General features: G+C 69.2%; 10 protein-coding genes and 1 pseudogene. 8 read left to right on the top strand and 3 right to left on the bottom strand.

All coding sequences use genetic code 11. The features are described 5' to 3' along the window. Nucleotides 1–454 precede the first annotated feature (454 nt). From ACWESM_RS36300 to ACWESM_RS36290, 3 genes are all read left to right on the top strand, one after another. The gene (locus ACWESM_RS36300) at nt 455–1,159 is read left to right on the top strand and encodes an enoyl-CoA hydratase-related protein (RefSeq protein ID WP_355081354.1); all 705 of its coding nucleotides are present in this window, start codon (nt 455–457) and stop codon (nt 1,157–1,159) included. A 105-nt stretch (nt 1,160–1,264) separates the two neighbouring features. Then, a complete protein-coding gene (locus ACWESM_RS36295) occupies nt 1,265–2,506 on the top strand; it encodes a M20 family metallopeptidase (RefSeq protein ID WP_356964648.1) in 1,242 nt (413 codons plus the stop codon). Between the two features lie 116 nt (nt 2,507–2,622). Further along, entirely contained in the window at nt 2,623–3,771 is a 1,149-nt protein-coding gene (locus tag ACWESM_RS36290) for a M20 family metallopeptidase (RefSeq protein WP_397280207.1), read from the top strand. A gap of 221 nt (nt 3,772–3,992) precedes the next feature. Here ACWESM_RS36290 and ACWESM_RS36285 read toward each other — a convergent pair whose 3' ends face one another. Then, a complete protein-coding gene (locus ACWESM_RS36285; RefSeq protein WP_195088143.1) occupies nt 3,993–4,466 on the bottom strand; it encodes a gamma-glutamylcyclotransferase in 474 nt (157 codons plus the stop codon). A gap of 174 nt (nt 4,467–4,640) precedes the next feature. Between ACWESM_RS36285 and ACWESM_RS36280 the strand changes: the two genes are divergently transcribed. The 3 genes from ACWESM_RS36280 (at nt 4,641) to ACWESM_RS36270 (ending at nt 8,497) form a co-directional block, all read left to right on the top strand. Next, nucleotides 4,641–6,044, top strand: a complete 1,404-nt coding sequence (locus ACWESM_RS36280) for an NAD(P)H-quinone dehydrogenase (RefSeq protein ID WP_355081358.1) — start codon at nt 4,641–4,643, stop codon at nt 6,042–6,044. A gap of 465 nt (nt 6,045–6,509) precedes the next feature. Next, nucleotides 6,510–7,403 carry a hypothetical protein gene (locus tag ACWESM_RS36275; RefSeq protein WP_355081360.1) on the top strand — a complete coding sequence of 298 codons (894 nt, stop codon included), beginning with the start codon at nt 6,510–6,512 and terminating at the stop codon, nt 7,401–7,403. Between the two features lie 71 nt (nt 7,404–7,474). Continuing rightward, on the top strand, nt 7,475–8,497 hold the full coding sequence (locus ACWESM_RS36270) for a hypothetical protein (protein ID WP_364437727.1): 1,023 nt from the start codon (nt 7,475–7,477) through the stop codon (nt 8,495–8,497). 125 nt (nt 8,498–8,622) lie between these two features. On the opposite strand, the gene ACWESM_RS36265 is transcribed toward ACWESM_RS36270, so the two are convergent. After that, complete coding sequence (locus ACWESM_RS36265; RefSeq protein WP_397073677.1) at nt 8,623–8,868, bottom strand: hypothetical protein; 246 nt, start codon at nt 8,866–8,868, stop codon at nt 8,623–8,625. 284 nt (nt 8,869–9,152) lie between these two features. Here ACWESM_RS36265 and ACWESM_RS36260 point away from each other — a divergent pair, with 284 nt between their 5' ends. Further along, on the top strand, nt 9,153–10,331 hold the full coding sequence (locus ACWESM_RS36260; protein ID WP_364437721.1) for an aminotransferase-like domain-containing protein: 1,179 nt from the start codon (nt 9,153–9,155) through the stop codon (nt 10,329–10,331). A gap of 201 nt (nt 10,332–10,532) precedes the next feature. On the opposite strand, the gene glpK is transcribed toward ACWESM_RS36260, so the two are convergent. After that, entirely contained in the window at nt 10,533–12,032 is a 1,500-nt protein-coding gene (glpK, locus tag ACWESM_RS36255) for a glycerol kinase GlpK (protein WP_452495686.1), read from the bottom strand. On the opposite strand from glpK, the pseudogene ACWESM_RS36250 reads away from it, so the two are divergent. Next, nucleotides 12,031–12,225 (top strand): annotated as a pseudogene (locus ACWESM_RS36250) (hypothetical protein); the annotation flags it as partial. The gene glpK and the pseudogene ACWESM_RS36250 overlap by 2 nt on opposite strands.

The raw sequence follows: 12,225 nt of genomic DNA, 5'->3' as shown, positions 1-12,225 counted from the left end.
CGCGACCGCCGCTTGCTCCTTCGTCGCGTACGCGGCGGCCGCGCAAACGCGAGCCGGGCCGCGAACGGAACAGGCTCGGTCTCGCTTCGCTCGAAAGACGTGGTTGTGGTGTGCTGGGCGCGTCGGTTGCAAAGCTCGCTACCCCGCATGCGTTCTGCAGTGGGCTGGCCGGCGGTCGGCTCGGCCCGCTTACCGCAAACGTGAGCGGGGCTGGGTTGTTCCAATGACTGCGGCGCTTGATTTCCGCGAGCCGGGCCGCGAAGAGCGCCTGCTCGGGGTTGCCTCGGTCGGCGCGAGTGGAGGCCGCGCGGTGGGGTGGGACGGTTGTCCGACGGACTGCTCGCTTGCCCGAAGGTCGGTCGGGTGGATACCTGCGAGGGGTCGATCGTCGCGGTCGGCGGTCGACTGCTACCCGTGAGTAGGGGATCGGGCGGGGCCCGTTACGCTGCACCGCATGCCGTATCTGGAACGCCAAGGGGAAGTGTTCGTCGTCTACCTCGGGTCCGAGGGCGAGACGGACAACGAGAACCGTTTCCACCCGGATTGGATCGACGCGTTCCACGGGCTGCTGGACGAGGTCGAGAGTTCCGTGGGGCCCGCCGCGCTGGTGACGACGGCGACCGGGAAGTTCTTCAGCAACGGTCTGGACACCGATTGGCTGTTCGGCAACCTGGACAAGATGCACGGCTACCTCGACCGCGTGCACTCGCTCTACACCCGCCTGCTCGCATTCCCGCTGCCGACCGTCGCCGCGATCAACGGCCATGCCTTCGGCGCGGGCGCCATGCTGGCCACCTCACACGATTTCCGGGTGATGCGCGCCGATCGCGGCTTCTACTGCCTGCCCGAGGTGCACCTGGGCATGCCGTTCACCATCGGGATGAACGCCCTGCTCACCGAGCGGCTGAGCAACCAGGTCTGCGTGCAGGCGATGACCACCGGCCACCGCTACCCGGCCGACGAGGCGATCGCAGCGGGCATCGTGGACGGCAAGGCCGAAGCCGACGAGCTGCTCGCGACCGCCGTCCAGCGGGCGGCGTCGCTGGCCGGCAACCGCAGGCCCAACCTGCCGGTGATCAAGCGCGCCCTACACGCAAAAGCACTGGCCGGCCTCGCGGTACCGACCACTCCGGAAAACCTGGCCTTCGCCACGAACTGACCCGCCTTCACGGACAGCCCAGGTCCGCGCACGCGAGCCACAAGGGGGCCGCGAACACGCCGCGCGAAAGCGCGGCAAATCGAACACAGTGCGAGACTGTGTTGCATGCCACCATCGCGCAGCGGGCGCCAGGAAGCGCAGCACGACGGCAACGCAGTCTGCGAGGTCGACGCCACCGCTCGCGGTGACGCCGCGATCCGCGCCGCGTCCGCCGAGCTGATCGCGCTCTCGCACGCGATTCACGACGAACCGGAGCTGGCGTTCGAGGAGACCCGCAGCGTCGCCAAGACGATCGCGCCGCTGGCCGAGCGCGGTTTCGAGATCGAGCTGGGCGTGGCCGAGCTGCCCACGGCCTTCCGCGCGCGCTACGGCAGCGGCGCGCTGACCGTCGGCATCTGCGCCGAATACGACGCGCTGCCCGAGATCGGCCACGCCTGCGGGCACAACGTCATCGCCGCCTCCGCGGTGGGCGCGGCGCTCGGTCTCGCCGAGGTCGCGGACGAACTGGATCTCACCGTGCTGGTATTCGGCACACCGGCCGAGGAGAGCGGCGGCGGCAAAGTGCTCATGCTGGAACGCGGCGTGTTCGACGACGTCGCGATGGCGATGATGGTGCATCCGGGTCCGCTCGACATCGTCGGCGCCCGCTCGCTGGCTCTGGCCGACGTGTCGGTGGTTTTCCACGGGCGCGAGGCGCACGCAAGCGCGGCGCCGGAGCAGGGCCGCAACGCGGGCGACGCGGTCACCGTCGCGCAGGTGGCCCTTGGGTTGCTGCGGCAACATCTCCTGCCCGGCCAGCAACTGCACGGTATAGTCGGCGACGGTGGCGTAGCTCCCAACATCGTGCCCGGACGTGCGGAACTGCTGTATTACCTACGCGCAGTCGACTCCGCATCCCTCGACGATCTGATGCGACGAGCGTCGGCTTGCTTCGAGGCGGGCGCCCTCGCGACCGGCTGCACCCACGAAATCCGGACGCTCGCGCCGACGTATACCGAGCTGACCCCGGATCCGGACTTGTTGCTCGTCTATCGCGAGCAGCTCACCGGATTGGGACGCGTGCCGCTCGCTCCGGAGTTCGAGGCGCAGCGGCCGCTGGGCAGCACCGATATGGGAAACGTCACCAATGTCATTCCGGGCATTCACCCGGTCATCGGCATTGACGCCGGTGGTGCGGTGACACATCAGCCAGGCTTCGCCGCGGCCAGCGTCAACGCCTCGGCGGATCGTGCGGTCCTCGACGGTGCGCTCGCGCTCACGCGTACCGCAATCACCGTCGCCCGCGATGACATCCATAGAGACAGGTTGTTGCAACGGCTAGTTCAACGACAGGAGGACATTCGGTGAGCACAACCGGCCGTTCTGCGGCGCCGGCGACGGGCCCGGCAGCGGGCATCCGTGTGGCCACGGAGGGCCCCGGCAGCTCCGCAGTGTCGGAAACCGGGGGATCAGGGCGGGAAGCGGTGGAGTCGTGGCTGGCCGATCACACGGTCGACCTCGTCCAGTGGCGCAGGCACATCCACGCCAACCCGGAACTGTCCCGTACCGAGTTCGGCACCACCGAGTTCGTCTCGGCGTGGCTGACCAAGGCGGGATTGACGCCGCAGGTGCTGCCCGGCGGCACCGGCCTGATCTGTGACCTCGGACCGGACGGACCGCGGGTCGGCCTGCGCGCCGACATGGACGCGCTGCCGCTGCAGGAGTTCACCGGACTGCCCTTCGCGTCGACGGTCCCCGGCGTGTCGCACGCGTGCGGCCACGACGCGCACACCACCATCCTGCTCGGCACGGCGCTGGCGCTGGCCGAGGTGCCGGAGCTGCCGGTCGGCGTGCGGCTGGTCTTTCAGCCCGCCGAGGAGGTCATGCCGGGAGGCGCGATCGACGTGGTCGCCGCCGGCGCGATGGCCGGGGTGGAGCGAATCTTCGCGTTGCACTGCGATCCGCGCCTGGAGGTCGGCCGGATCGGCATCCGCGTCGGCGCGATCACCTCCGCCGCCGACACCATCGAGCTGGTGCTCGACTCGCCGGGCGGCCATACCTCGCGTCCGCACCTGACCAGCGACCTGGTCTACGCCATCGGCTCGGTCATCACGGGCCTGCCCGGCCTGCTCAGCCGCCGTATCGACCCGCGCACCAGCACCGTGATGGTGTGGGGCGCGGTGAGCGCGGGGAAGGCGCCGAACGCCATTCCGCAGACCGGCATGCTCACCGGCACCATCCGCACCGGAGACCACGCGACCTGGTCGTTGCTGGAGCCGATGGTGCGGGAGATCGTCGACGGCCTGCTCGCCCCGACCGGCGTGCGCTACCAGCTGAACTACCGGCGCGGCGTGCCGCCCGTGGTCAACGACGAGCACTCCACCCGCATCTTCGAGGACGCCATTCGCGCACTCGGCCCCGACGCGCTGGCCGACACTCCGCAGTCCGGCGGCGGCGAGGACTTCTCCTGGTATCTGGAGGAGGTGCCGGGCGCGATGGCGCGCCTGGGCGTCTGGTCCGGCGAGGGGGAGCAGCTGGATCTGCACCAGCCGACCTTCGACATCGACGAGCGGGCGCTCGCGGTCGGCGTCCGGGTGCTGAGCAACCTCGCGCTCGGCGCGAGCTCTGTCTGACCTCCAGCGCCTTCGGCGCTGGGTGTTCGCGGCCCCTTATGGCTCGCGTTCGAGCGGGCGAGACTCGCGCGTGCGGCGCATGCGCTTCGCCCCCTCGGACGCGAGCCGGGCCGCGAACGGTGCTCGATGGCCTCGCACTCGACGAGGCCGTGAGCGTGACAGTGGTCCGGCCCGACCGAGAGGGTACGGCCACACCGCAGGCGTTGCGGCGTGACGCGCGGTCAGCCGAAGTTGCCCGGGCCGACGTTGCGGCTGTTGCGGGTGCGTAGAGCGTGCACGTAATCCTCTGGCGCACCGGCCTTTTCGGCGGCATCGGCGATCACGCCCAGGTAGCGGGCGGACGGCAGGCCGCCCTCGTAGGCATCCAGCACGTATAGCCAGGCCAGCGTGGGGTCGCCACCGTCGCCGTTGCGAGTCACGCGAAGGCGGATCTTCTTGTGGATGCCGAAGTCCGAGCCCTCCCAGCGGTCCAGCCGCTGCTCGTCCTCCGGGGACACGTCGTAGAGCACGACGAACACCCGGGAACCGGGATCCTCGACGACCGTCGCGAGAGGCCCTTCCCAGCCGATATCGTCACCGGCGAAGGTGAGCCGCCAGCCCTCCAACCAGCCCGTCCCGGACATGGGGGAGTGCGGACAGCGCTCGAGCATCTGCGTCGAGTCCATGTTGGACCCATAGGCGGCATAGATCGGCACCAGCAAAGGGTAGCCAATAACCTTCGCAGACCGCGTTCGATTGCCGCACCTGCGGCGCGCCGCCCGGCGGGGAACTGTTGCGCACCGGTAACGCGGTCGATCGTGCGAGGTGGTTGCCGGATAACGTTTACCCCGTGCCGGAGATCCCGGCGCGAAGCACGAGCGGAGGTATCAATGACCCGCATCGCGATCATCGGTGGCGGACCGGCCGGCTATGAGGCGGCCCTGGTAGCCGCCCAGCACGGAGCGTCGGTGACGCTGGTCGATTCCGACGGCATCGGCGGAGCGTGCGTGCTGTGGGACTGCGTTCCCTCCAAGACTTTCATCGCCTCGACCGGCGTGCGCACCGACCTGCGCCGTGCTCGCGATCTGGGCATCACCCTCGACCCGGCCCAGGCGCACGTGCAGCTGTCCGAGGTGAACGCGCGCGTCAAGGCGCTGGCGCTGGCGCAGTCCTCCGACATCCGCTCGAAACTGCAGACCGTCGGGGTGACCGTGCTGGCCGGATACGGCGAGCTGATCGATCCGGGCAGCGGCGTGGCCGCGCACCGCGTGCTGGCCAAGCTGGCCGACGGCGCGCAGCAGATCATCGAGGCCGAGGTCGTGCTGATCGCGACCGGCGCGAGCCCGCGGGTGCTGCCGGGCGCGGAACCGGACGGCGAGCGGATCCTCAACTGGCGGCAGCTCTACGACCTCGAAGAGCTGCCGGAGACCCTGGTGGTCGTCGGTTCCGGCGTGACGGGTGCGGAGTTCGTCTCCGCCTACACCGAGATGGGCGTGCGGGTGAAGCTGGTCTCCAGCCGCGACCGCGTGCTGCCCGGCGAGGACGCCGACGCGGCGCTCGTGCTGGAGGACGCGCTCGCCGAGCGCGGCGTCGAACTGGTCAAGCACGCGCGCGCCGACGCCGTCGAGCGCACCGCCGACGGCATCGTGGTCAAGCTTTCCGACGGGCGCACCGTGTCCGGCTCGCACGCGCTGATGACCGTCGGCTCGACACCGAACACCACGGGCCTCGGGCTGGAGAAAGTCGGCATCGAACTCGACCGCGGCGGCTATCTGCGGGTGGACCGCGTGTCGCGCACGTCGGTGCCGGGCGTCTACGCCGCGGGGGACTGCACCGGCCTGCTGCCGCTGGCCTCGGTTGCCGCGATGCAGGGACGCATCGCGATGTACCACGCGCTCGGGGAAGGCGTCAGCCCGGTCCGTCTGAAGACCGTTGCCTCCGCGGTGTTCACCCGGCCGGAGATCGCGACCGTCGGCGTCAGCCAGACCGCGATCGACAACGGTGAGGTGCCCGCGCGCACGGTGATGCTGCCGCTGAACACGAATCCGCGCGCCAAGATGTCCGGGCTGCGCCGCGGTTTCGTCAAGATCTTCTGCCGCCCCGCGACCGGCGTGGTGATCGGCGGTGTCGTCGTCGCGCCGATCGCCTCGGAACTGATCCTGCCGATCGCCCTTGCGGTGCAGAACAACCTGACGGTCAACGACCTGGCCCAGACCTTCTCGGTGTACCCGTCGCTCACCGGTTCGGTGACCGAGGCGGCGCGTTTGCTGATGCGACACGACGACCTGGACTGAGCTCGGTTCGGCGCATCCGGTGCCGTGTCCGATCCCGGACATCTGGCCCGGTTAACTCGGTGCGGGCGCGGGACGCGGGCGCTCTTGCCACCCTTGGCTATTCGCTGCGTTGCCCAATATGCGCACATGTGGTTCACTCTCGGCAGAGATGCGATCGAAGGACGGTCGCGGAGTTCGGTGTGGGGGGATGGGTCCTTTCCAAATCGGCACGACCGAACGGCCCGGGTCGTTCGACGGTCAGGCGTCTCACCCAGGGACAACTGAATGCGGCCTGCCGGGCCGCACCCGGGAAGGGAATTGCGAAAAGTGAAACATCGTAAGCCGAGTCGGGCGCAGCGAGCGATGGCGAGCACCTCGTTGCCACTGGCCACAGCGGCTGCCGTGGCCACTCTCTTCGCTGCGCCGGCGGGGGCGGCTCCCAACGATCCGACCACTCCGCCGACGCCTGCTCCGACGCAGCCGGGCGTGAACGAGTCGCCGAGCACCCCGGAAACCACTGCGCCGGAGCCGGGCAAGCCGGAATCCAAGCAGGATCCGCAGAAGCCGGAGAGCAAGCCCACGCCGAGCCAGCCAGGCGTCACCACCCCGGAGTCGGATCATGCCGCGCCGGACCAGAAAGACCCGAAGCTGGCCAAGCCGACCCAGCCGGGCGTGACCCCGCCGCGCGTCGCGCCGCTGCCGGTTCCCGGTCAGCAGAAGCCGAGCGAGCCGCTGCCCGCGGTCGTGCCGGATCAGGCCGCGCCGCAGCCGGGCCAGCAGCAGGCCGCGCCGCAGCCCGGTCAGCAGGCCACTCCGCAGCTGGGTACGCAGAGCGACAACGACAACGCCCAGGCGCGGCAGCCGGAGAGTTCCACGCTGGTGCAGCCGCAGGCGCAGCCGCGCTGGCAGGCCCCGCGTATGGAGGCGGCCCCGGCGGCTCCGGTCGTGGAGATGACCGGCCCGCACGCGGAGATCGGCGCCAACATCGACGGCGGCACCGTCCTGCCGGGTCACGTGGCCAACACCCACCACTTCAGCAACGAGGCCGGTTACGTCGGCACCATCGGCTACCGCACGCCGACCGGCTCGGGTGAAGCGGGCGTCTCGGTGGAGTTCGTCGACAAGAACACGGTCAAGCTGACCACCTACACCGGTGGCGAGGGCCTGGCCGCGAACAACACCACCACGGTGTTCGACACCACCCAGCTGAACCAGGCCAAGGCCGCGGTGGAGGACTGGATCCGGGAGCAGCCGGGCGGATCGGCCGCCCTGGATGCCGCCGCACAGGTTAAGCTTCCGCTTCAGCCGGGCGATTTCGCTCCGCAGACCGCCGACGTGGGTGGTGTCACCACCCAGTGGGGTGGTTCACTCCAGTACTGACACGTGCTGTTTCGACGGGTGGGGCGGTCGTTCGCGGCCGCCCCGCTTGTGTGTCCGGGAAAGGATTGGGTGTGACCTCCGAGGGTGACGCGAGGGAGAACGAATCCGACCAGTCCGGTTCGGAGTTCGGTCCGCCGTTGGGGGAATTCGGGCCGCCGGTGTCCGAATTCGGACCGCCCGTCTCGGAATTCGGTCCGCCTGTTTCGGAATTCGGTCCGCCGATGGGGGCCGACACCGGCCCGCGCTGGCAGGTGCCGCAGCAGCCGACCGATCACCCGGAACTGACTTGGCGGCCCGCGGGCGAGCCGGAAACGACACCCGCACTGCCGTCGCAGTTCCGCGCGCCGGATTCCACGGTTTACGCCGGACCTGCCTCCGCCACGCCCGAGCAGCCTTCTTCCGGCGTCGAGCGCTCGCAGCCCGAGGACGGCGAGCCGCGGGAATCCTGGTGGAACCAGCCGACCGCCGAGGGGGGCGTGCCGAAACCTCCCGCGCCGTCCGAATCGGGTCTGTCCTGGGCCGAGGACCCGATCGCCATGCGGCTGGCGCTGCGCGTCCCCACGACACCGGCGCCCGCCCGGCGCAAGGGCTCCTCCACGCGGTGGATCGTGCTCGGTGCGGTCGCGGCGGTCGTGGCGCTGATCGCGCTGACCGTGACCATCGTGGTGACCAGCGGCAGCGATGAGGACCAGGACGGCACGGCGGCTTCGAGCGGCCCGAGCACCGCGGCGGTGGACTGCCCGACCCGCACCGAGGGCAAGGTCACCTTCGGCAATGGTTCGGGTGACACGAGCAGCGGGATCCGGGCGATTCTCGGCTTCGAGCATGCCTACTATTCCGAGCGCAGCGCTGCCCGCGCGCACACGTTCGTGGCGCCGGGCGCGAACGTCGAGCCACCCGCGGACCTGCAGAAAACCATCGACCAGCACATTCCGCATGGCACGGCCTATTGCCTGCGGATCGCGGAGATCACTCCCGATCGCTTCAACGTCGAGATCACCGAGCGCCATCCCGATGGCACCGAGGCACAGTACTTCCCGGTGATCACGACGGTGACCCTGGACGGGCGGACCCTCATCTATCTGATCGATTGAGTCTGCCTCGCGGTAGGTCGGGCTACCGGGGTTCGCTCCAGCGATGAACGCGGTGCGTGGTGGAACGGGTGCGCCGCGACCGCCGGTGTGCGCAAACCGCGCACGCCGCGGCCGCGGACGACGGATCAGCCGTCGTTGACGCCCGGCTGCAGGTAGTTCGTGACCTGCCACACGTACCCACCGCCGGAGCGCACGCAGCCGAGAACCGCTTTGCGCTGGACTCCGTTGCCCACGTCCACATAGTCCTGCGCCGTGGCTCCTGGAACCGTGCACTTCTGACCAGGCTGAGCGGCGTTCGCCGACGGCGCCGCAAAGGCCAGTACGCCGGTGGTCAACGCGCCGATAGCAAGCGCGGATGCGATGTGTTTCATGGCTTTTCGTTCCTTCGGTCAGATGATCCTTACGTGGATCTGGACGGCGGCGGCACGAATACCGTTCCATCGAGTGATGCGGATCACCCCGGGGGTCGTTGCGTCGGGACGCTGCGGCGGGTGCATGTCGGGCAGTGAGTCGGTCGGTCCAGTCTTGTTGCGTCCGACGGCCCGTTCCACGCCTCGGAGTTATCTCACATAATGAGAATAGAATTTCATATCCTGGTAGTCGATGTGAAACAGTGAGGACAACGCGTACCGTGGCGTCCTTTTCTGGAGGTTTCATGACGGCGATCACTCCACCCCTGGCCCGGCGTCTCGAGGGCCTGACGAGTTCGGCGATTCGTGATCTGCTGAAGGTAGCCGCGCGCGACGACGTCATCAGCCTGGCCGGTGGCCTGCCCGACGAGCAATTGATGCCGCGAGACCGGATCGCGCAGGCGGCGGAGTCGGCGCTGGCGGACCGCGCGCGACTGCAGTACACCGAATCGGCCGGGTGGGGGCCGCTGCGTGACGTGCTCGCCGCACGTGAGACGCGGCGGCTGGGGCGGCCGGTGCCGCTCGAGGAGGTGTTCGTCACGCACGGTTCGCAGCAGGCGTTGTCGCTGCTCGCCGAGGTTTTGCTGGATCCGGGCGCGCTCGTCGTGGTCGAGGATCCGGCATACGTCGGCGCGTTGCAGGTGTTCCGGGCCGCCGGATCGCGCATCGTGACGGTCCCGCTCGACGCCGAAGGGATGCGGGTCGACGCGTTGGCCGAACTGCTCGGCCGTGGCGAGCGGCCCGCGGTGGTGCACACGGTGAGCAATTTCCACAATCCGCGCGGTGTCACCATGAGCCCGCGACGTCGGCAGGAACTCGCCGAGCTCGCCGACCGGTTCGGATTCTGGGTGATCGAGGACGATCCCTACGGCGAACTGTGGTTCGACCGGCCGTCGCCGGAACCGATCGCGACGTATTCACCCAACGTGATCCGGCTGTCGAGCGTGTCGAAGATTCTGGCGCCGACCTTGCGGGTGGGCTGGATGACCGCGCCGAACGCGGTGTGCAGGGGTGTGGAACTGCTGAAGCAGGGCGCGGACCTGTGCGGGTCGGCCCTGACCCAACAGATCGCCGCCGATCTGCTCGCCGATGCGGACTGGCTGACCGGGCAGGTCGAGGAGATCCGGCGGGTCTACGGTGCGCGGGCGCGTGTCCTGGTCGACGAGCTGCGCACCCGCTTCGGTGACCGTCTGGTGAGCACCGATGCGGCGGGCGGCATGTTCGTGTGGGTCGACTTCACCGATGGGACCGACGCCGTGGACTTGTTGCCCCGCGCCATCGATCTCGGCGTCGCCTACGTCCCCGGCGAGGCATTCGCGGTGTCCGGCGGCCACCGGAATTCGATGCGCCTGTGCTTCACCACCTCCGACGCGGCGACGCTGCGTGAGGCGATCGAGCGGTTGGCGCGCGCGATAGGTGAATAGATCCAGGGACAACCACTTTCGATTGCCGCCGGATGGTTCGCGCGATTATGTCGCGGACGTGCGAGCGTAGTCGTCGTCTCGCTCGCGCGGGGCGTCGCTTGCCTTGCCCCTGCCGGGGTAGGTGTTCGTCGGTGGCAGGTCTACTGTGACGACCCGTGCCGCGACGCGTCGCGAGGTCGAGGAGCGTGCCCGGTCCGCCCGTCAGCCCACCCAGCCGTACGTGCGCTCGACCGCCTTGTTCCACGCGGCGAAGCGCTCGTCCCGTTCCGCCTCCGGCATGGTCGGGTGCCAAGTTTTGTCGGCGGTCCAGTTGTCGCGGATGTCGTCGGTGCCCGACCAGTAGCCGACGGCGAGCCCGGCCGCGTACGCCGCACCCAGCGCGGTGGTCTCGTTGACCACCGGGCGCACCACGGGCACGTCGAGGACGTCGGACTGGAACTGCATGAGCAGGTCGTTGGCGACCATGCCGCCGTCCACCTTCAGCGTGGTCAGCTCCAGGCCGAGCCGCTGGGACTCGGCGTCCGCGCGCATCGCGTCGACCACCTCGCGGGTCTGGAACGCGGTGGATTCCAGCACCGCCCGCGCCAGGTGCGCTTTGGTGACGAAACGCGTGAGCCCGGCGATCACGCCGCGCGCGTCCGGACGCCAGCGGGGGGCGAACAGCCCGGAAAAGGCGGGCACGATGTAGGCGCCGCCGTTGTCGTCGACGCTACGGGCCAGCGGCTCGATCTCGTCGGCGGAGGAGATGATGCCGAGATTGTCGCGGAACCACTGCACCAGCGAACCGGTGACCGCGATGGAGCCCTCCAGGGCGTACACCGCGTCCGCGGCACCCAGGCGATAACACACCGTGGTGAGCAGGCCGTGTTTGCTGAACACCGGCGTGGTTCCGGTGTTCAGCAACATGAAATTGCCGGTGCCGTACGTGTTCTTGGCCTCGCCGGGTGACAGGCACGCCTGGCCGAAGGTGGCGGCCTGCTGGTCGCCGAGGATGCCCGCCACCGGCACCCCGGCCAGTGGCCCGGAATCGATCGGCGCGTAGACCTCCGAGGAACTGCGCACCTGCGGCAGCATCGACTCCGGTACGCCGAACTCCCGGCAGATCGCCGAATCCCATTGCAACGAGCGCAGATCCAGCAGCATGGTGCGGGAGGCATTGGTCACGTCGGTGATGTGCTCGCCGGTGAGCTTCCACAACACCCAGCTGTCGACGGTGCCGAAGCACAGCTCGCCCGCCTCGGCGCGCTCCCGCACGCCAGGCACGTTGTCCAGGATCCAGCGCAGCTTCGGCCCGGCGAAATAGGTGGACAGCGGCAGGCCGGTGCGATCCTGGTAGCGGCCCGGTCCCGCGTCGCCGCCCAATTCGGCGCACAGCCGGTCGGTACGGGTGTCCTGCCAGACGATCGCGTTGTACACCGGACGACCGGTCTCGCGGTCCCACACCACGGTCGTCTCACGCTGATTGGTGACGCCGACCGCAGCGATGTCGTCCGCGCCGAGGCCGTTGCGCTCCAGAACGTCACCGAGGACGAATTCGGTATTGCGCCAGATGGTTTCGGGATCATGCTCGACCCAACCCGGCTGCGGGAAGATCTGCTCGTGCTCCCGCTGGGCGACGCCGACGACGCGCCCCTGCCGGTCGAAGACGATGCACCGACTCGAGGTCGTGCCCTGGTCGATGGCGGCCACATAGCGACGCATGCTGGCAGTGTATTTAACCGCGACTTCGTCGCGGCTGTGTTTGTTTTTCCAGCGCCTGCGGCGCTGGGTGTTCGCGGCCCCTTATGGCTCGCGTTTGCGCTCCGGCTCGATCAAGCACTGGCCGAATCAGCGCAAGGGTCTCGCGGAGATGATCCGGGTGCTGCGGCCGGGCGGTCTGCTGCTGGTGATCGAG

Source organism: Nocardia sp. NPDC003999 (assembly GCF_053604885.1).
The sequence above is the reverse complement of the archived record's forward strand: the minus strand, read 5'-3'. Positions and strand labels throughout refer to the sequence as shown.